Below are 20,874 nucleotides of genomic sequence, written 5' to 3' on the forward strand. Positions count from 1 at the left end.
GTAGCTACATTCGAGGTTAAGACATGTATTATTTTCGCTCCCTTCTTTTGGCGTTATGCGCCACTCTCTGCTTATCAGCAAATGCGGAAGAGGTAACTTTCAATCTGGTTACCGAGAACTTCCCTCCCTACAACATGAGCGTAAATGATGCTGAGTATGAACACAGACCCGAGGATATCACCGGTCTGATTACTGATGTTGTTAAACAGATTTTTACTAAGGCGAAAATCGGTTACACCATGAAGCTGCGTAATTGGAGCTACGCATACAACTACGCTCAGCGCAAAGAGTTCCGAGGAGTATTTGGAACCACTCTCACCGACGCCCGCAAACCGCTTTTCAAATGGGTTGGCCCTATCGCATCAGACGGATGGGTGCTGTACGCCAAGGGAGGCTCCACCATTAAAATCAACTCTATTGAAGACGCCAAGAAGTACAAGATAGGCGCGTATAAAGGGGACGTTAGAGAACAGTGGCTTCTTTCCAATGGCTTTGAGACTTCCAGTCTCGACGACGACGCCCTGAACCCCAAAAGACTGCAAAACGGCCAAATCGACCTCTGGATATCCGGCCCCGTATCCGGCCCATACTATGCTGCGAAGAATGGCGTCACCAACATCAAGCCTGTATTCACAGTTAAAGAGACACAGCTCTTCTTAGCGGTTAACAAGGAAACGCCAGATGAGTACGTTAACAAACTGAACGAAGCCCTGGAAAAAATTCGCTCCAGCGGCGAATTAGACAAAATTACCGCCAGATACAGATAGACAACAGAGTCTTACAAAGACTGCGAAGCCCCATTTGACGGGCTTCGCAGAGACTTTCCCACCCGTTTCTTTTTACTTATCCGGAAAACTACTTATTCGGAAGTCACCTACTCCAGCTGTTTAATAAGCAGCCAGACTATTCGTTAGTCAGAACACTATCCGCCCAGCCGTTTGAGGTGATTTAATGATCGCTAAGAAGCTATTGTTGGTTTCTGTTCTCTTTCTGTCCGCCATTGCTCGTGGCGAAACCTTTAACCTGGTCACGGAAAATTTCCCGCCTTTTAACATGGGCGAGGAAGACCACAAATACGAACACAAAGCTGACGCTATCAGCGGCATCAACGTAGACATTGTAAAAGAGCTCTTCAAACGCTCGGGTTACGACTACCGCATGAAGCTCAGAAACTGGAATTACGCTTACAACTTTGCACAACGCAAGGAATTTCGTGGCGTATTCGGCACTACATTGACTGACGCGCGCAAACCACTGTTCAAGTGGGTCGGCCCCCTCGCCAAGAATGACTGGGTCTTCTTCGCAAGGAATGACACAACAATCAAAATAAACTCTGTAGAAGACGCCAAGCCCTATTTGATTGGCTGCTACAAGGATGACTCCAGAGCGCAGTTTTTGAAGAACAACGGCTTCAACGCTTCAGAGCTGGAAGATGACAGCCTCAACCCAAAGAGACTGCAGCAAAGACAAGTTGATCTCTGGATCTCCAGCACCGCATCAGGCTATTACTACGCCAAGCTGGCCGGAGTTTCCGACATCAAACCTATCTTTACCATAAGAGACACCAGTTTATATCTGGCGATGAACAAGGACACACCTGACGAAAACATTGAGCACCTCAACAAAGTGCTCGATAAGATGCGTACTGAAGGCTATTTGGACAAAGTGTACTCAAACTACAAATAGAGAGTTCTTACGCCTGGCTTAAGGCGGCTGAAGTCCGCCTTATCCACTCTTCCATTTCCCTGTGAACTTCGTCAGTAGCTCGGCCGCTGGTTTCAATTGGCGCGCCGACTTTCACCTTTATCAAACCTGGACGCTTACTAATACTGCCGGCAGGCCAGCAATCTCCAGCGTTGTGCGCCACAGGCAGCAAAGGGACGCCGGCGCTGACAGCCAACAAAGCGCCGCCCTTGTTGTATTTACCAACCTGCCCAGGACGAACGCGCGTCCCTTCAGGATAAATCACAACCCAATACCCTGAGGTCAGACGCTCCTTTCCCTGCTTAAGCAATTGCTTAAGCGCCGCTGACGGCTTACTCCGGTCGATGGCGATGGGTTTCAATCTCTTTAGCGCCCAACCAAAAAATGGCACTTTCATCAACTCTTGCTTAAGTACAGTACACTGAGGACGAAATATGACGCCCAATAAATAAGTCTCCCAAGCGCTCTGATGATTGCTGACAACCACACAGCTCGTCTTTGGAATGTTCTCCAGCCCTTCGATCTCATAACGTATACCGCAGACAATACGCGCCCACCAAAGTGCGAACACATTAAACCGGGAGACGATGTAGTAACGCTTTTCAAAATTGACGTAAGGACCTACCAGCATCCCAACCAAAGATGTGATGATGACGCCCCAAGCATACCCAATGTAAAAAACGAAAGACCGAAATAGCTGAAATGCCTGCACTTTTGCCCGCCTTTTTTCAATGCCCGCAAAGGATATCAACTCCCCGCCCAAAGCTGCAATGAATGTTATCCCTCAACGTCCCAGAAACCCATTGTTTGAGGGATATTGCGACTAAAGTACACCCTCTCAGACAGTCACCCGCTCACCCCTTGATCAATATCAAGACTCCCTTTCGGGAGCTGGATACACTGACCATGGAGAGAGGGGGGATCCACTTGCCAACAAGTGTGACAGCAGGCGCGCGCGCTAAATCGCGGACAATGAGAGTCAAACGCGCGCAGATGTTTTCTTACCTGGTTGGAGACCCAATATGCCAGTTGGAAAGGTTGTCGAACAAGCGAAACAAAATGGGGGTAATGATAGCTGGGTTTATTTGCTCAACTCCCCCCCCAAAGAGTTCTCCAGTGAGAACTGGAGCGCCTTGGACGAGGGAGCCTATGAAGCGGATTATCGCAACAGCTCCCTGGCTCGATATTATGAGGGCGGGTTCGCATTGAGCGTTCAAGCGCCTTGCTTTAATACACTTGTCAGTGCGGAAAATTACGCCCGCCGACTCCCATCCATGAATGCTAATTTGCAGAAGTACATCGACTATATCGTGAAAGAAGTGAGACTACTCAAGCAAAACCTTCCCGCCGGCAGCCAGGTTAAGTACCTGCATTGGTTCGGCGATCTGGTTCGCCAGCTCACTCCCGCGGCGCAGACTCAGGTGATGTACTATTTGGGCAGGGAGTTCAAACTAAACTTCGACGCCGATGCTCGCCATGTTATCGAGCTGGACGCTCGCCCTGACTCCGAGGAAGCGCTAGCCCTGATTAAAGGGTTGGGCTTTAACATTGTCTGCATCAATGATCCTGGTGAATACGCACAGTCCTTCCCTATTGAGAGTCTTAGGGATTGGCTGCAGACCATTCGAGCATTCGACTTCAAAGCCGTTTATCTGCGCCTGAAAGTGACTCCTGCGACCGTCACCGCACTATCCGAGCACCTTGAGGAAATTCTGACAGAGAGACCGCAAGGCATCCTACTCTCCAGCCATAAAATGGAATCCGCCGGCACAGCAGGCCTGGAAGCGGCGCTAAAAGATTTCAAGCGGCGTATTAAGTCCGCATCGTTTATTCCTATCACGCAAGACTTTTTCGCACTACCTTGGACAGGCTTGATTAGCCAGGGAGTCAGCTGTCTACATGGCGTTGGGCTGGGCGCATTTTCTTACACACCTCATTACCAGTTGCGCAACGCCACACAGTTGGACGACTACTACAAAGCTCTGGACAACAGCGAGCTTCCAGCAAGAGCAATTCGTTACACTCAAACCCAGTTGTAACAAAAGGTGAAAACTATGTAAAAACAAAGGCGAGCGCAGGTTTTCCCTGTAAATTTCCCATTGTAGGGATTTGCTTTTAAATAGCTATTGGCTATCCTAGAAGCCTCTTTAAGCAGTTTCACTCATCCAGCCACGAGGCAACCGATGGAAAGCAAGCATATAGCAACCTCCTCTCCTTTTAGCTTACACAGAGGCTGCCACGAATGTAATTTGAGCAAGCTTTGCATTCCTATCGCGGTCGGGGCTGAAGATATTGATCGTCTGGAAGAAATCATTCGCCAGGGCAAAATGCTCAATCGCGGCGAATATATCTTTGAGCAACACACCCCATTCCGCTCGTGCTTCGCAGTTCGTAGCGGCGCGATCAAAACATTCACCGTATCTGAGGAAGGCGAGGAACAGGTCACTGGTTTCTATCTGCCTGGCGAGATTATCGGTCTGGACAGCGTTAGCATGGAAAAATATTCCTGCTCCGCCGTCGCCCTTGAACGCACCAGCGTGTGCGAAATTCCTCTGGAGAAGTTTGAGGACCTTGCCTCAGACATCCCCAGCCTGCAACACCACTTTTTCTCATTAATGAGCAAAGAGATTCAGGAGAGCAGGCAGCTCACTATGCTATTAAGCAAAAACTCGGCTGAAGAACGCATTGCCTCGCTTCTACTGTCCCTGTCGACTCGCTTTAGCCGTCGCCGACTGTCCGGCACAAACTTCAGACTTCCTATGCCACGAAGCGACATAGGCAACTATTTAGGCTTGGCCGTCGAAACTGTCAGCCGGGTCATTACCCGCTTCCAGAACAATGGCATTATTAAAGTCCAAGGAAGGGAAGTTCAGATATTGCAATTAGAAGAGCTGCAGAAAATTCTTCGCCACGACACCAAGTGCCTGGATCACCAGAAGGAATCAGCCCTTAACGCCCGTTAACGGGTCTCTTCCAAGCAGTTTTCAGCCGGCTTTACACCTCCACGCTGCTGACATTGCTCAATCAACGCAGGTAGATAACGACGCCAGGGAAGCTGCTTGACGCCAAAGGTGTTACGCAGCTTGATGCACCCTAACGCGCCATTCGCCGGAAGCGCCACCCCAGGCAATACATCCGCGCCCTTTTTCTCGATAAGGGCCTGCAACATTTCTTCTTGTCCAAACGCCTGCAGCACAATCGCTTTCAACAGCTCATAGTGGGTAACAGCTTCGGCGCCAGCATAATGGTAAACACCCCACACAGAGATATTACAACTCAGCTGCTTGATAACAGCGTCCACGACTCTCGCCACATCATCCACCGCAACAGGAGTCAGCTGCATATCAGTGCTGGCGTTTAGGCGCTTCCCTGAAGACAGCGCGGAAAGCATGGTCTGCAGCCAGCCTTGGGCGCCAGCCTCCAGCAACCAGCCCACCCTCAAGATCAGATGCTTGCTATAGTTTTCCTGAAGCCATTGTTCGCTCTGCAGTTTTGTCCGCCCATACACAGAAAGAGGACGTCCTTTGTTCGCGGATATATAAGGATTCTTTTTGACGCCATCGAAAACAAGATGACTGGAGAGATGAATAATCGGAGCCTTCCATAAAGCCGCCACCTCCGCTACCGCCTCACAAGCGGAGACATTAACCTGATAGGCCAAATCCGGATGCTGCTCCGCCTTGAACAGGTCAGCCATCTCCGCAGCATGAACCACGAAATCCGCAGACGGCATCGCCCTCATTGCTCGCACGATCGCATCATTGGTCATCAGAAACTGCTCGTAGGGAACGCCCTCCACTGCTATGCCGCTCTGCTGTAAACGCTGAGCTATAGCCTTACCTAATGGCGAATCAATTCCCGTCACACAAACAATCACTCATGCCCCCCTTAAAATGTGTCTCGTAGCCTTTAGCGCCCCCAGAATGCGGGCCGTCTGAAGATATTATGTTAACAATATTGGCTGCTTGATGGGATTTTCGCAAACCCGATACCCCGGACTCTATCCCCATCATCCAGCTTAACGCTGCGCTTTAACCCCCTTCCGAGCGATTAAGGTATACCCTGGGGACACGCGAGGTCATGCCCGTAAATAAAGTATAGGAGATTGTTGACGCATATCCTGCAACCTCATCAGCGGAAACAGCTCCGCCCCACAGCTCCACCTCCGACCCAATACGCGCTTCTGGAATGTGAGAGATATCCACCGTCAGCATATCCATGGACACCCGCCCGATAATCTTTGTCCGCTTACCGCACACGGCGACAGGCGCACCATTTTGCATTTGTCTTGGATATCCATCGCCATACCCTACCGCAACCACTCCCATTCTTGTTGGGCCGTTCGCAGTCCAGGCGGCGCCATAGCCAATAGAGTCTCCAGCTTGCAGCTCCCGAGTAGCAATCAAGCGCGACTCAAAGGTCATTACCGGCTTCAAGCCAAAATCCGCCCCGGTCTTATCCGCCATAGGAGAAGCGCCGTACATCGCAATACCTGGGCGCACCCAATCCAAGTGAGTTTCCGGATACTGCAACAAAGCGGCCGAATTAGCCGATGAGTAACTCCAGCCACCCGATCCCGCCGCCTGCATACCAGCTTGAAACGCCCGCCACTGCTCCTGTTGCAGCAAACTATCCAGCTCATCGGCGCATGCGAAGTGAGTCATCAGCCCAATAACAGAAAGCCCGGGAAACTGCCCCAGCATCTCAGCGACGCCAGCCAGTTTATTTAACGGCAAACCCAACCGGTTCATACCTGTATTCAACTTGATCCAGGTTTGCATCCGGGCGGAACCAGGACCTGTTTTACGCAAAGGAGCCACTTCGGACAGCATGTCCAATTGCTCCATATCATGCACAACCCACTCTATATCGCGCCAACGGGTAGAGTCAGCCAACTCCTCTGAGCTATAAAATCCTTCCAGCACTAATAGCGGCGTCGTAATACCCGCTTCACGCAAACTCACCGCCTCATCGTAACAGGCCACCGCCAGCTTGGGAGCCTCCGCTTTCAGGGCGCGTGCGATTTCCACTGCGCCATGGCCGTATGCATCAGCTTTAATTACCGCCGCACAACGGGCGTTTTTAGCAATGGAATTCAGCAAACGAATATTGTGACGCAAGGCGTCCAGATCAATAAGAGCGCGGGATGGACGCATTACTCGTAGTCTCCCCCGCCATAATCGTGAGCCAAATCTTCAAACCTTGTGAATTTACCCATGAACGCCAAGCGCACCGTTCCGATAGGGCCGTTACGCTGCTTACCGATAATAATTTCCGCAATACCTTTGTCCGGGCTGTCTTCGTGATAGACCTCATCCCGGTAGATGAACATGATCAAGTCAGCGTCCTGCTCAATCGCTCCAGATTCCCGCAAGTCAGAGTTAACTGGCCGCTTATTGGGTCGCTGCTCCAAACTACGGTTAAGCTGGGACAAGGCGACCACAGGACAGTTCAGCTCCTTCGCCAATGCTTTCAAGCCTCGCGAAATTTCTGAAATTTCGGCCGTACGCCCTTCGGTCATTCCCGGCACCCTCATCAACTGAAGGTAGTCCACCATGATCAAGCCAATTTCACCATTATGATCCCGCGCCACCCTTCTCGCCCGGGAGCGCATTTCCGTCGGACTTAACGCCGCGGTATCGTCGATGTATAACGGCTTGTCTTTCAACATGTTAACGGCTGATGTAAGACGCGGCCAGTCGTCCTCATCCAGCTTTCCACTTCTTACTTTAGTCTGATCAATTCGCCCCAGAGATGACAGCATACGCATAACGATAGAGTCGGAAGGCATCTCCATACTGAATACCAGGACGGGCTTACCCCCCAGTATCAGCGCGTTCTCAACCAGGTTCATCGCAAATGTGGTCTTACCCATGGAAGGACGGCCGGCAACGATGATCAGGTCTGAAGACTGCATCCCCGAGGTGCGATCATCCAGGTCACGAAATCCAGTTGTAACACCTGTAATGGCCCCGTCTGAGTGGAACAACTCATCAATTTTCTTAAGGGTCTTAGTCAGAATCGGATTAACCGATTCAGGCCCGCCCTGATTGGGCCGGGATTCCGCTATCTGAAAAACTCGCCGCTCTGCGTCATCCAACACCTCTGTGCTGGTGCGCCCCTCCGTCTGGTAGGCCTCATCGGCGATTTCATTAGCGACTGTAATCAACTGACGCAATACGGAACGCTCGCGAATGATTTCCGCATAGGCGCGAATATTGGCGGCGCTAGGAGTATTTTTGGCCAGCTCACTCAGATAGGCCAACCCACCCGCAGAGTTCAACTCGTTGCGATTATCCAGCTCTTCCGAGACAGTGATGGCGTCCAGTGGACTGCCGAGATTCGCCAATCGGGAAATTGAGCCAAATATCAGACGGTGATCCAGACGATAAAAGTCTTTTGCTGTAATGATGTCGGAAATCTTGTCCCAGCTGGCGTTATCCAGCATCAGACCGCCCAGAACAGACTGCTCCGCCTCAATCGAATGGGGCGGAGCCTTTACCACAGAGGAACCAACCAGGGCGGCGCTTGGGCCCTGCCCTTCCGAAGACTTGGCCGAATCTTTACGTATTACTGACTCATTCATAATGACTTGCAGAGCTTTTAAGAGTAGCGCTTATTATCGCTAATTTGCGGGCATGGACAACACGACTATCGTGAAGTCTTGAGAGCATAAAAAAAGGCAGTGCGCATGGAGCGGACTGCCTTTTCTTGTATGACCGGAGATTACTCGCCGACTACGATTACCTTAACGGTAGCAGTAACGTCGGTGTGCATCTGTACGTCTACTTCGTACTCACCTGTGTTGCGCAGAGCGCCTTCAGGCAAGCGAACTTCGCTTTTCTCAACTTCAACGCCCAAAGCAGTCACGGCGTCAGCAATGTCTTTAGTACCAACAGAGCCGAACAACTTACCTTCGTCGCCAGATTTAGCAACGATGGTCACTTCTTTACCGTTGATAGCTTCTGCACGAGCCTGAGCTTCGGACAGCTTCTCGGCAGCCGCTTTTTCAAGCTCTGCGCGACGAGCTTCGAACTGCTCTACATTCGCTTTAGTTGCAGGAACAGCTTTGCCGTAAGGCACCAGAAAGTTACGGCCATAACCAGCGCGAACCTTAACTTTATCGCCAAGGTTTCCGAGGTTGGCTACTTTTTCGAGAAGAATAACTTCCATCTTGTTTACCTCAAATCTTGTAACAATCGGAAGCCTCTTAGCTTCCGATTGGCAAACCTTTAAGAACCTGATTGTTCTACGCCACTTCACTAACAATGAGGAAATAGCGGAAATTTTTCAGGCGCTTAGTCGTCGTGGCGATCAGTGTAAGGCAGCAGAGCCAGGTAACGCGCACGCTTGATAGCAGTGGCGAGCTGACGCTGGTAACGCGCCTTGGTGCCGGTGATGCGGCTTGGCACGATTTTGCCAGTTTCAGTGATGTAGCCTTTCAATACTTCTACATCTTTGTAATCAATCTCTTTTACGCCTTCGGCAGTAAAACGGCAGAACTTTCTTCTGCGAAAGAAACGAGCCATGATAGCCTCCTATACCTTATTCTTCGTTGCTGTCTTCGTCGTCAGTATCGTCGTCAGAGTCGTCAACGTCGTCAGCAACGACGCGGGCGGGACGATCTTCGCCACGAGGAGCGCGCTGTTCGCGGGACTCAGCTGCTTTGATGGGCGACACTTCGGTCACAGCATCCTTACGACGAATAACCAAGTCACGGAGGATGGCGTCGTTAAAACGGAAGTTGTGCATCAGTTCGTCGATGACTTCTTGAGAACACTCAATATTCATCAACACATAGTGCGCTTTGTGAATTTTGTTGATGGGATAAGCCATGTGACGGCGACCCCAGTCTTCCAGACGGTGAACTTTACCGCCGCCAGCGTTTACGCTGGAGGTGTAACGCTCAACCATTGCAGGCACCTGCTCGCTTTGATCAGGATGAACCATGATCACGATTTCGTAGTGACGCATTGTAGCTCCCTTCGGTTTAACAGCCTTACGTTGCGTTTTCGTAAGGCAAGGAGTTGATGGTGGTTTTAAGAGGGCAGCATTCTATGCCTGTTCAGCAAGACTTGCAAGCCCGTAAACGAACACAAACTAACCAAACTGACGCTGTCGCACCGCCTCAAACAGGCATACGCCTGTGGCGACGGACACATTCAGGCTGCTGACCTCGCCCAGCATGGGAATATTGACGAGACTGTCGCAGTTTTCGCGAGTAAGGCGGCGCATCCCTTTATCTTCAGCTCCCATCACGATGGCGACCGAACCCTTGAAGTCCGCCTGATACAGACTTTGCTCCGCCTCGCCGGCTGCGCCAACCAGCCAAACGCCATAAGTTTGGATGTGCTTTAAGGTACGAGCCAGATTCGTGACGCGAATCAGAGGCGTCACTTCCGCAGCGCCGCACGCCACTTTTCTGGCGGCCGCATTCAACGGAGCGGATTTATCTTTGGGCACGATGACGGCGTGTACGCCCGCCGCATTGGCGGAGCGCAAACAAGCTCCAAGGTTATGAGGATCAGTGACGCCATCCAGGACGAGCAACAGCGCTGGCTCCTCCAACTTCTCCAGCAACTCCTCCAAATCGGTCTCATTGCTCATTCGGTCCGCCTTCAGATAGGCCACAACCCCCTGATGCGCGCCATCAGCAGCCTTATCCAGCGCTGACTTACCCACTTGAGTAAAGGGCACCCGGCGCTCTTGAGCCAGCTGAGCTATCTCCTGCAAGCGATGGTCATGACGCTGCTCCGATAGCAGTAAACGATCAATTTTACCCGGATGCTTCTGTAGCAGTGCTCTTACCGCATGCATCCCAAACACAATGTTTGATTCAGACACAGTTAAACTCGTTCCGTACGTTAAAAAACCGGCATTCTACCGGTTTAGTGTTTGCTTTACGCCAGCTTTTTCATACTGCTAAGAGCGTTTGCGGCGTCCTTTTTTTTGCGGCTTACGCAAAGGACCACTCGCCTCGGAACCCTTACCTCCCTTGGCGCCTTTCGCAGGTTGTCCGCCACCGGCTTTCTTTTCCTTTTTCCACTCTTCATTCCATTGCGCCAGAATTTCCTTGCGCTTGTTCTTTTTACCTGGGGCCGATCGTTTGGGCTCGCCAATCATTTCCAAGTCGATCTTACGATCTTCTAGCCCAACTCGAACCACTTGCACCCTCACCTCATCGCCCAGGCGATGCGTAACGCCCGTGCGCTCACCAACAAGACGATGCTTCACCGCGTCGAATTGATAGTAGTCGCTCTTCAGGGAGGAAACATGGACAAGCCCTTCAACATATAAATCTTTAAGCTCGACAAAAAGCCCGAACGCGGTGACAGCGGCCACGATACCATCAAACTTCTCACCCACATGCTGAGTCAGATACTCGCATTTGAGCCAGCTCATCACGTCGCGCGTGGCTTCATCAGCGCGACGCTCAGTCATTGAGCATTGCTCTCCGAGAACAAGTAACGCTTGAATGTCATAATTATAACGTGCGCTTTTTGGCAAGGCTGGCGCGCCCTCCACCCGCTGCACATTTTTACAGGGCCGCTCACTTCGAATCAGGTCTCTGATTGCCCTATGAACCAGCAAGTCCGGAAAGCGGCGAATCGGCGAAGTAAAATGCGTATACGCCTCATACCCCAAACCAAAGTGCCCCTTGTTCTCTGGCTGATATACCGCCTGGCTCAAAGAACGCAACATGACCGTCTGCAGTGTGGCGCTATCCGGCCGGCCGCGGATACTCTCCGTCAGCGCCTGATAGTCTGACGGCTTCGGATTAGAGCCGCCCCCAAGACTTAAACTCAACTCGCCAAGAAACGCGCGCAGATTCTCCAACCTCTCCGCCGTAGGCCCTTCATGCACACGAAACAACGAAGGAATTTCATACTTCTCCAGCAGCTTCGCCGTCGCGACATTAGCGCACAACATGCATTCTTCTATGAGTTTGTGGGCGTCATTGCGCACGACCGGTACGATCTTGTCGATCTTGCGGTCCGAATCGAAAAGAATTCGAGTTTCAACGGTTTCGAAATCAATGGCTCCGCGCTCTTCCCGAGCCTGTCTCAACGCCATATACAACTTATGCAGCTCGCGAATATGCGGCGCCAGATCCGCATATCTTTCCGCAAAAGCTTTACCCTCGGCAGATTCAGGGTCGTCGATGTAGGCGCCCACCTTGGTGTAGGTCAGCCGCGCCTTAGAAAGCATCAGCCCTTCATAAAACTTATAGCCGCTCAGCTTACCCTTCTGGCTGATGGTCATTTCACAGACCATACACAAACGCTCGACATCCGGATTGAGCGAGCACAGTCCATTGGATAGCACCTCGGGCAACATGGGAACCACCCGATTGGGGAAGTAAACTGAGTTCCCGCGCTGAAAGGCCTCTTTATCCAGAGCCGTCTGCAGCTTCACATAATGCGAAACGTCGGCGATCGCCACATACAAACGCCAGCCGCCAGACTTCTTCGCTTCACAATAGACCGCATCATCAAAATCCCGCGCATCCTCGCCATCGATTGTCACTAAAGGCAGATGTCGAATATCGACTCGGTGCGCTTTATCACGCGCACTCAATTTGGACTTGAACTTGGCCGCCTCCGCATCAACCTCTTCCGGCCAACGGAATGGAATGGAGTAAGTGCGCAGAGCGACATCGATTTCCATACCCGGCGCCATGTGCTCACCCAGCACTTCTTTGACATACCCCATCGGATTAACACGCACATCGGGCTGACGCACAATCTCCAATGTCACATATTGTCCGTGCTTGGCGCCATTAAGAGCATGCTCTGGCACCAGGATGTCCTGGGTAATACGAGGATTGTCTGGAACAACGAAGGCGACTCCACTCTCCATATATATGCGCCCAACCGCTTCGAATGTTCGCCGTTCGACCACCTCAACGATCACGCCTTCACGCTTGCCTTTAAATTCGCGGCCTTCTGCCCGCACCAACACAATGTCGCCATCAAAGACCCGTTTCATCTGACGCGATGACAGGTATAAATCCGAACCGCCCTCTTCAGGAATAACAAAGCCGTAGCCATCTTTATGTCCCTGCACCCGACCGCGAATCAGATTCATCTTTTTCGGCAAGCCATAGGCGCCTCTACGATTGCACACCAACTGACCATCCCGACTCATGGCGATCAATCGACGACGCAACCCTTCATAGGGCTCAGGCTGCACTACATTAAAAGAGGAAGCTATTTCTTCGATGGTCGCGGGAGCGCCGCGCTCTTCAAGAAAGGTAAGAATAAATTCGCGACTTGCGGTGGGGTGTTCATAACGGGCGGCTTCGCGCTCCGCAAAAGGATCCAAACTACTCTTTTTCTTTTTTCCCATTAAAAGGACCTTAAATCTACAAAATTCATCAACATAGCGGAACCTGCGACCGATATGGTTGGTTTTCCGTCACATTAACATAATTCCCGCATTTAAAAACCATTCGCAGATACGCCCGCCCCATGTATAAATTTAGAACAATTTGAGCATTCAGAGCACTTTAACGTTTGCTTTTTATTCAACTTTTTCAATTTAGGCGCGGTTTTAAAAAAAGTTAAAACCCAACTCAAAAAAAGCGTTGACAAAGATCCAAGTGACGCGTAAAGTTCGCGCCATCCTGAAGTGCCGAGGTGGTGAAATTGGTAGACACGCTAGCTTCAGGTGCTAGTGGGGGCAACCCCGTGGAGGTTCAAGTCCTCTCCTCGGCACCATTTAATTTAAGGATAAAGACAACAAAGAGTTGAACTTCAACTCTGACAAATAAGCGCCTAAGGCGCTTTTTTTGTTTCTGCTCCCAGACGCCTTCCCCTCCTCTTTCGACCATAGATAGCAACCATCCAAAACACCTCAAGAAGCTGGTTAGCACTGACAAACTTCAATCAACATTCGCCACCCCACATCCGCCAACCTCGGACTCAAACCCTAACAGGCTTACCAACAGCAGAGATCTTTCGCAAAGGGCTGCTTAAGATTTATGTCAGTTGAGCTATCTGAATTGGGCACACTTAAAACGCCAAGAGGCTTATTCAGTAATAAGAGGAAGTTTTGGTGCGCCAGGACGGAGTCGAACCGACATTACAAGGTTGAAAACCTTGCGTCCTCACCATTAGACGACTGGCGCAATGGGAAAGTGGATATTTATGCATTGGAGAGGTCGGCGGGACTTGAACCCGCGATCGTCAGTTTTGCAGACTGATGCATTACCGCTCTGCCACGACCTCTTTTTTGATATTAACTTGGCAATAATATTGGCATGTTAATCATCAGGCGCATGGATGCGCCAGCGCGGCGGCTAGCCGCGGGAGACAGGGACTGACATGTGCAGGCCCTGTCGTTGCAGACAAATAGAAGGAAGCTATTTGTCTGCCTGATTAATAGTGCCGCCTGTCGGACTCGAACCGACAACCTATGGCTTATGAAGCCAGTACTCTAACCGATTAAGCTAAGGCGGCGTAAAGCGGCTCTCTTTCGCAGACGAGCCGGATTCTGAAGGTATGGCTGCCAGCCAGAATCTGTAACTGTTATAGCGAGCTGCGTGCCAACTTATTTTCACCCCACCAAATAGAATCATAAGCAATTGTTTTATAAATGCTTATAGAATTACCGAGCAAAAATACAGTATTGGACGTAGCTTATACGCGCAGCAATAAATATCATGTTTGATATCAAAATATTGCTTTGGATACGCCCCAAATTTCGATGAACAGCAAAAATATCGTCCTATCCATTCTCGGCACGACTTTGGATGTCGTGTCCAAGCGTCGCGGTAAGTTTGAGAAGCGCTGGGAGCGCTGGCGGCCGAACGTCTCCATCACTCAACGCGCCGAGGTCTTCCCGGTGGATGAGCTGCATTTACTCAGCGCTGGTAAAGACATGGCGCTTGCCGAAGAAGTCTCTGCGGATATCAATGTCGTCAGCCCGGAAACGCATGTCGCCATCCACGATGTCAGCTTTACCTCCCCGTGGGAACTGGAGATCACCTATCTGCAGTTGCGAGACTTTCTTTCCGACTTCAGGTTTGACCCCAGCGCTAATTATTTTTTCCACATCACGACCGGCTCGCATATTCAGCAGATCGTTATCTTCCTGTTGCACGAATCGCGACTTTTTCCCGGCAAGCTGTTGCAAACAGCGCCACCGAAGGAAGGTTCGACTGAACCGCGCCACCAAATCATCGACCTGGATCTTTCCAAATACGACGCAATTGCAGAGCGTTTTCGCAAAGATCATCTTGAAGGTGAAGACTTTCTGAAATCCGGCATTCAGACTCGCAACCCGGCGTTCAACCGGATGATTCAGCAAATCGAGCTGGTCGCACAGCGCTCTATCGCGCCCATGTTGATCACCGGTCCGACTGGCGCCGGCAAGTCCCATATCGCACGCCGCATCTACGAGCTGAAGAAAAAACGCAATCTGGTGAGCGGCGATTTTGTGGAGACCAACTGCGCCACGCTGGTGGGCGACAACGCTATGTCCACCTTGTTCGGCCATAAAAAAGGCGCATTCACCGGGGCAGTGGATAAGCGGGACGGCTTACTGAAACGTGCGGATAAAGGCATGGTGTTTCTTGATGAAGTCGGCGAGCTGGGTTTGGATGAACAGGCCATGCTGTTACGCGCCATCGAAGACAAATGCTTTCTGCCCATGGGCGCGGACCTGGAGGAGAAAAGCGACTTTCAGCTGATCGCCGGCGCCAATAAAGATCTTCGCAAAGAAGTGAAAGAAGGTCGCTTCAGAGAGGACCTCTTTGCGCGTATCAATTTATGGACTTACCGCCTCCCCGGACTGGCGGAGAGGAAACAGGACGTCGAACCCAACATCGAGTACGAACTGGATCGATTTGAGCGCAATCATGGCGAGAGAGTGGCGTTCAACAAAGAAGCCCGCGCCCGCTATCTTGAGTTCGCATTGTCTCCCGAGGCGCTTTGGCCCGCCAATTTCCGCGACCTCAACGCCAGCATCGTGCGCATGGCGACCCTGGCGGACAAAGGACGGATTAAGACGGATCATGTGGACGAGGAGCTACAGCGGTTACGTTATCTGTGGTCGCACGCGGAATCGCCGGCGATGGCGAGCAGCTTATCTCTGGATGATTTTCTGGCCCAATATCTCGACCTCGAACAGCTTGAGCACGTTGATTATATTGAGAAAGTGCAACTGAAAGCCGTCATCGAAGTGTGCAGAAACTGCCGGGACGGCGCAGAGGCGGGACGCACCATTTACAATGCATCCCGGCTTCGCAAAAAACAGACAAACGACTCCCATCGATTACGTCAATATCTGGCCAAGTACGGCCTTCACTTTGACAGCATCAGTCAATTCAGTCTGAATGGAAATAGCGCCAGCTAGGGTTTGCGCCAGCTGGCGGTAACGCTGACGCCGCGATAACTGTGGCGTCCGCGCAACCCGATAAACCATACGCCGGGTTCGGGATTGGGAAACACACATTGCTCTTCATTGCCGTCTACAAAAGGGCGGCAGTCATATTTATTCGGCGTGGGACGCACATCGTCGGCGACATAGAGGTCCACATCCCCCGTCCCACCAAAGCTCCTGACCACCATTTCGATAGCGCCGCGCGGTACCTCAAAGCGATAGTAGTCCCATTCATTCTCACCTCCTCGCAGATTCTCCAGCCTTAACACGCCCCGCTCCGGCAGCGGCAGATCGCCATTCAGCGCCGCCAGCGCCCGCGCTGCGTCAGCGATGCCTGCGCCGCATCCACCATCACAATCCCCGGGCAAGGGTCTCGCTCCCAGTTTTATAGCGCTTTCGATCCGTCCCGGCGTCGCTCCTGGGTCAGCTTCATACAGGAGAGCCGCTATCCCCGCCACATGGGGCGTCGCCATACTGGTGCCTTGATAGAACTGATAGGACTCCTCCCCCGGCACGGTCAGGCCGGTATTCCATATAGACAACACCCCGTTACCGAGCACATCAGTTTCACCACCCGGCGCAGAGACGTCGACTTTGCGACCGAAATTGGAGTACCAGGCGCGTGCGCCCGCCTTGTTATTTGCAGCAACCGCTATAACGCCTTTGCAGTTGGCCGGTAGAAAGTGGCGAACATCCGCATTAGCGTTACCAGCGGCGACAACCACCGTGACATTGCGCTGACGCACCATGTTGATGGCTGACTGCATGGTCCCGCCACAACGCCCTTCCCCTGTCAGGCTCATATTAATGACCTTGGCGGGGTGCAGATTCTCAGGCGCGCCATCCACCGGCACGCCCGCAGCCCAGACCAGAGCGTCCGCAATATCCGACAGATAACCTCCGCATTTGCCCAGCACACGAACTGGCAAAATACGGGCGTTAAACGCCACTCCTGCAACTCCAATTTGGTTGTTAGTGACGGCGGCGATTGTCCCAGCCACATGCGACCCATGCCAACTGGAGTCTTCCGCCTCCGCTCCGTCGTAACATTCGTTTTGCGCCACCCAATCCCCGGGATCACTGGCGTCAGCGTCACGCCCATCGCCATCATTGGCGACAACTGGGTCGCTGATAAAGTCATATCCGGTGACGACATTCGCGTCCATATCCGAGTGGGCGACGATTCCCGTATCCAGCACCGCCGCCACGACGCCTGAACCGGTCGCCACGCTCCATGCAGCGGGCGCATTGATGCCCGCGACTTCGTCAAAATATCCCCATTGCTCGACATAACGCGGGTCATTAGGCGCAAGCGTCTTATGCAGCAATATGTCTTCCTCCACATCAAGAACGCTGGCGTCACTGAGTAAATCTTGTTTCAACTGCGCCAGCTCAGTCTGAGTCAGCCGGCGTTTTGCCTGATATAAGCGGCGAGAGCCAACAGCGAGAGGGCGTAGATAATCGATGCTTTGCAAAGCGCTGCGCGCAGCGGGAGAAATTAAAGAGAAGGAGAAAGAGGATGGAGGCGTCGCGGTATCGCCAGCATAGTGAATAATAAATCGTTGCGGTCGGTAAGCGACATCTTGCGCTAAAGCGCGCGCCCCTTGAAGTCCTGTCAATACTACTACCGTCATCAACAACAAAGCTAATCTCATAACAATCATTCCTTGACTGAAGTTGCATAAAGTACTGCAGTGAGCAGCCAGCGCTTCCCTACTTCCAAGGATGTACAGAAAACCCGACGCCCGGAAAAGCTGACAGTTCGTTGACTCTACGAAAAACTTATGACGCGCTCAAGGCGACGTCTGAACGCTTGGCCAGGACAGGAAATATAAGGATCTGTTTTTGCGTCAAATATTTCTTTATGACCTTAAAACGGCATAGCTTATAACCGAAACAGAGCTCCCGATCACGATAAATTATTAGAGATTAATTTTCCGTTACCTATAATCTTTCGCCTTTTTATAGTCAGCGCCCTGTATCTGTACCGAACGGGGTGGCTCTTAATCATTCGTGGAATACAGAAGTAATATGTCCCAAGCATCTCCCTTAGCTTTGCTTCCGCTGGCGCTGTTTCTGGCGCTGTTTGTCGGCAGCGGCCTCTGGTATCAGTCAGAGGGCGTTGAGTACGCCTTTTATCAAATCTCCGCGCCAGTCGCGATCCTGCCCGCTATTCTATTAGCGGTAATGATGGCGCGCGGAACCTTGAATGAGCGCATAGAAACCTTTATCAAGGGCGTCGGCGACAACACAATCATCACCATGGTTCTGATTTATCTGCTGGCGGGCGGTTTCGCCAGCGTCGCCAAAGCCGTAGGCGGCGTGGATGCTACCGTTAATTTCGGACTCAGCGTGATACCGCCTTCTCTGGTATTGCCAGGACTGTTCATCATCACCGCTTTCGTCGCTACCGCCATGGGCACCTCCATGGGCACCATCGCCGCTATCGCCCCTATCGCGGTGGGCGTCGCTGACGCAACGGAACTCCCCATGCTGCTGACTATCGGCACAGTAGTGGGGGGCGCTATGTTCGGCGACAACCTGTCTATTATTTCCGACACCACCATCGCCGCCACTCGCACCCAAGGCTGCGAAATGCGCGACAAGTTCAAACTGAACTTCATGATCGCAGCGCCAGCGGCGGTGCTGACCTTAATCTGGTTGTACTTCCAGAGCAGTAACGCCGTAGTGGAAGCGCCTAAGGACTATGAATTGATCCGCATCCTGCCCTATGTCGCGGTGCTGGCGCTGGCGGTATTGGGCGTCAATGTCATGCTGGTGCTGTTCAGCGGCATTGTGCTGGCGGGTGGAATTGGCTTGTTCATGCAGCCTGACTACAGCGTAGCGTCCTGGTCCAAGGACATCTATGCCGGCTACACAGGCATGCAGGAAATTCTGATCCTATCGCTGCTGATCGGCGGCCTGGGCGCCATGATGAAGTCTCAAGGCGGCCTGGACTGGCTGGCGAAAACCATCGACCGTATCAGCAGACTGGGCGGCGCCAAGCAGCACACCAGCCGCGCGGGCGAATTGAGCATCAGCGCTACCGTCGCCCTGACCAATGTCTGCACCGCCAATAACACCGTCGCGATTCTTCTGTCCGGCAGCCTGGCGAAAGATATCGCCGACCGCTATCAGGTCGACCCACGCCGCAGCGCCAGCCTGATGGACATTTTCTCCTGCGTCGTCCAAGGCGTTATCCCCTACGGCGCACAGGCCCTGCTGGCCTCGTCCCTGGCCAAAGTCTCTCCAGTAGAACTGATCGGCAACATCCAATATTGCTGGCTACTGGGACTCATGGCGCTGATATCAATTGTCATCGGACTGCCGAAAGGCAAAGTCCAAAGTTAATGACTTGAATTGGAAGCCCGCTGTTGCGGGCTTTTTTGATGCAAATAACGGCGCTTATCAGCGCTTAGTTTTGAAAAAATACTGAGCGTACTTTTTCCCGCTGCCAGTCCTGAGTTATAAAACTATAACGAGACGCTATTCCTTGTGCGCACTCAGAATAGGACACCTCATCCAGAAGCCGTTTAAAAGACTCCTCACATTCCTCAAGATCAGCATTTTCCACAACCAAGCCTGCTCCCAGGTCCTGAAGCTTAGACGCATTTAAATGCTGTTCCTGGTGATTTGGCGCAAGTAGCTGAGGCTTACCTTTTAATAAGGTTTGGCACAAAAGCCCATTCCCGCCATGATGGACGACTATGTCCGCACCCTCTATCAACGAGACTACATCCACTGGGCTTGAAAAGACTTTCATAGTGTCACTGACATATTCAGAGGCGGCGACTCTTTTATCAGACTTAGGGACGTAAGCGATCACGTTACATCCCGAACGCGACAGCATTAGCATCAAAGCTTCGAAGAACATAGAGTCTGGCTTAACGTAAGCCAGAACTTTGGGTTTATCATGCTCAGTCCAGCAGATTTCAGATTCACCAAGCGTCATGGATAAAGGACCAAGATAATCTCCATCCACCCTTCTCTGGTAAACATCAAGTTCTGGCAAGGTTGTTAGCAACGTTCCCTTTACTCTGAAGAGTTCATCCAGAGACTCCAGCGTCGCCATTTTTAAGCGGGATAAGACCCGATTAATATTGTCTTGCACCGCCATATGAAGATCGATGTCCTCAGGCTTTTCAGCTTCGCCTGTAATTTTGAGTCCATAGCGGTTGGGGTCAGGTTCAGCAAAGCTGCTCCCAACAGCAACAGTATCAATACCCAAGCCATAAGCCGCGACTTGTAGCCCTGGCGCAAATTCACAAACAACTACCTGAGGCTGGTAATTTTGAAGCACTCTCTTCCAACCGCTGACGCAGTCATATAGACAAGCAAGATCCGTAAATCCAAAGTTATATAAAACTGTTGAAAAGCTAGATACATCATGAACAATCGACCTAGCTCTTCGTCTCCATGCAGGAGCCTGAATGAGTTTAATATTCGGCTCACGAATAAGCTTAGATGCCGCAACCTTATCTCTTACTGCAACAACAACCTCATATCCGGATTCCTGCAACGACTCAGCAAAGAATAACAAATTACTTAAATGCCCTAAACCTTCACCCCACTCCCAGGCTAGTAGGATAGTTTTTTTATTAAGCTGCATAATCTATTCAACACACTATTGAGCACAAGGAAACCTCTGAACCATCCATAGTTATCGGAATATTTCTCTCCGACAGGGAGCTTGAACAACTATAAACTTTTTTCCCGACACCTTTTGCCCCTCGAAGAGCAAAATTAAGGTTTATAAGCCTTAATCAGCAGTCTGTCCTTGCGATT

At 51.5% G+C, this 20,874-nt stretch carries 17 protein-coding genes and 4 tRNA genes; 7 read left to right on the plus strand and 14 right to left on the minus strand.

The annotated features are described in order from the left end of the window. Positions 1-23: 23 nt before the first annotated feature. Both KP814_RS26485 and KP814_RS26490 read left to right on the plus strand, forming a co-directional pair. Positions 24-767 (plus strand): ABC transporter substrate-binding protein, encoded by a 744-nt coding sequence (locus tag KP814_RS26485; protein ID WP_216739609.1) that lies wholly within the window; start codon positions 24-26, stop codon positions 765-767. 184 nt (positions 768-951) lie between these two features. Next, positions 952-1,686: an ABC transporter substrate-binding protein gene (locus KP814_RS26490; RefSeq protein ID WP_127972815.1), complete on the plus strand. Its 735-nt coding sequence runs from the start codon at positions 952-954 to the stop codon at positions 1,684-1,686. A gap of 7 nt (positions 1,687-1,693) precedes the next feature. On the opposite strand, the gene KP814_RS26495 is transcribed toward KP814_RS26490, so the two are convergent. Then, the gene (locus tag KP814_RS26495; RefSeq protein ID WP_371824095.1) at positions 1,694-2,416 is read right to left on the minus strand and encodes a lysophospholipid acyltransferase family protein; all 723 of its coding nucleotides are present in this window, start codon (positions 2,414-2,416) and stop codon (positions 1,694-1,696) included. 310 nt (positions 2,417-2,726) lie between these two features. Between KP814_RS26495 and KP814_RS26500 the strand changes: the two genes are divergently transcribed. Together KP814_RS26500 and fnr are read left to right on the plus strand one after the other, a co-directional pair. Further along, positions 2,727-3,743, plus strand: coding sequence for a hypothetical protein (locus tag KP814_RS26500; RefSeq protein ID WP_216739610.1), 1,017 nt, complete (start codon positions 2,727-2,729; stop codon positions 3,741-3,743). Positions 3,744-3,887: 144 nt separating this feature from the next. After that, on the plus strand, positions 3,888-4,667 hold the full coding sequence (fnr, locus tag KP814_RS26505; RefSeq protein WP_216739611.1) for a fumarate/nitrate reduction transcriptional regulator Fnr: 780 nt from the start codon (positions 3,888-3,890) through the stop codon (positions 4,665-4,667). Here fnr and KP814_RS26510 read toward each other — a convergent pair. From KP814_RS26510 to rnr, 8 genes are all read right to left on the minus strand, one after another. Beyond that, positions 4,664-5,569, minus strand: a complete 906-nt coding sequence (locus KP814_RS26510) for an NAD(P)-dependent oxidoreductase (protein ID WP_371824096.1) — start codon at positions 5,567-5,569, stop codon at positions 4,664-4,666. The genes fnr and KP814_RS26510 overlap by 4 nt on opposite strands. Before the next feature lie 166 nt (positions 5,570-5,735). Further along, positions 5,736-6,860: an alanine racemase gene (gene alr / locus KP814_RS26515; protein WP_216739613.1), complete on the minus strand. Its 1,125-nt coding sequence runs from the start codon at positions 6,858-6,860 to the stop codon at positions 5,736-5,738. Continuing rightward, positions 6,860-8,290 carry a replicative DNA helicase gene (gene dnaB / locus KP814_RS26520; protein WP_253938651.1) on the minus strand — a complete coding sequence of 477 codons (1,431 nt, stop codon included), beginning with the start codon at positions 8,288-8,290 and terminating at the stop codon, positions 6,860-6,862. Before dnaB ends, alr begins: the two co-directional genes overlap by 1 nt. Positions 8,291-8,430: 140 nt before the next feature. Continuing rightward, positions 8,431-8,877: a 50S ribosomal protein L9 gene (gene rplI / locus KP814_RS26525; protein ID WP_127972820.1), complete on the minus strand. Its 447-nt coding sequence runs from the start codon at positions 8,875-8,877 to the stop codon at positions 8,431-8,433. A gap of 125 nt (positions 8,878-9,002) precedes the next feature. Continuing rightward, a complete protein-coding gene (gene rpsR, locus KP814_RS26530) occupies positions 9,003-9,233 on the minus strand; it encodes a 30S ribosomal protein S18 (RefSeq protein WP_011395632.1) in 231 nt (76 codons plus the stop codon). Between the two features lie 16 nt (positions 9,234-9,249). Beyond that, on the minus strand, positions 9,250-9,678 hold the full coding sequence (rpsF, locus tag KP814_RS26535) for a 30S ribosomal protein S6 (RefSeq protein ID WP_216739614.1): 429 nt from the start codon (positions 9,676-9,678) through the stop codon (positions 9,250-9,252). A gap of 126 nt (positions 9,679-9,804) precedes the next feature. Further along, positions 9,805-10,521, minus strand: coding sequence for a 23S rRNA (guanosine(2251)-2'-O)-methyltransferase RlmB (gene rlmB / locus KP814_RS26540; RefSeq protein ID WP_253938656.1), 717 nt, complete (start codon positions 10,519-10,521; stop codon positions 9,805-9,807). 105 nt (positions 10,522-10,626) lie between these two features. Continuing rightward, positions 10,627-13,053: a ribonuclease R gene (rnr, locus tag KP814_RS26545; RefSeq protein ID WP_216739616.1), complete on the minus strand. Its 2,427-nt coding sequence runs from the start codon at positions 13,051-13,053 to the stop codon at positions 10,627-10,629. 284 nt (positions 13,054-13,337) lie between these two features. Here rnr and KP814_RS26550 point away from each other — a divergent pair. Beyond that, positions 13,338-13,424, plus strand: a tRNA-Leu gene (locus KP814_RS26550). Between the two features lie 335 nt (positions 13,425-13,759). Here the strand turns inward: KP814_RS26550 and KP814_RS26555 are convergent. From KP814_RS26555 to KP814_RS26565, 3 genes are all read right to left on the minus strand, one after another. Beyond that, positions 13,760-13,834, minus strand: a tRNA-Glu gene (locus KP814_RS26555). A 25-nt stretch (positions 13,835-13,859) separates the two neighbouring features. Beyond that, a tRNA-Cys gene (locus KP814_RS26560) sits at positions 13,860-13,934 on the minus strand. 157 nt (positions 13,935-14,091) lie between these two features. Further along, positions 14,092-14,165: transfer RNA gene (locus KP814_RS26565), tRNA-Met, on the minus strand. A gap of 247 nt (positions 14,166-14,412) precedes the next feature. On the opposite strand from KP814_RS26565, the gene rtcR reads away from it, so the two are divergent. Beyond that, positions 14,413-16,062 (plus strand): RNA repair transcriptional activator RtcR, encoded by a 1,650-nt coding sequence (gene rtcR, locus KP814_RS26570; protein WP_253938652.1) that lies wholly within the window; start codon positions 14,413-14,415, stop codon positions 16,060-16,062. On the opposite strand, the gene KP814_RS26575 is transcribed toward rtcR, so the two are convergent. Next, a complete protein-coding gene (locus tag KP814_RS26575) occupies positions 16,059-17,744 on the minus strand; it encodes a S8 family peptidase (protein WP_216739617.1) in 1,686 nt (561 codons plus the stop codon). The two genes, rtcR and KP814_RS26575, sit on opposite strands and share 4 nt — an antisense overlap. A gap of 376 nt (positions 17,745-18,120) precedes the next feature. On the opposite strand from KP814_RS26575, the gene KP814_RS26580 reads away from it, so the two are divergent. Further along, the gene (locus KP814_RS26580; RefSeq protein WP_216739618.1) at positions 18,121-19,440 is read left to right on the plus strand and encodes a Na+/H+ antiporter NhaC family protein; all 1,320 of its coding nucleotides are present in this window, start codon (positions 18,121-18,123) and stop codon (positions 19,438-19,440) included. Between the two features lie 64 nt (positions 19,441-19,504). On the opposite strand, the gene KP814_RS26585 is transcribed toward KP814_RS26580, so the two are convergent. Next, positions 19,505-20,698, minus strand: a complete 1,194-nt coding sequence (locus KP814_RS26585; RefSeq protein ID WP_216739619.1) for a glycosyltransferase — start codon at positions 20,696-20,698, stop codon at positions 19,505-19,507. Positions 20,699-20,874: the final 176 nt, after the last annotated feature.

The organism is Hahella sp. HN01 (genome assembly GCF_018986435.1).
In the GTDB taxonomy this organism is placed as follows: Bacteria; Pseudomonadota; Gammaproteobacteria; order Pseudomonadales; family Oleiphilaceae; genus Hahella.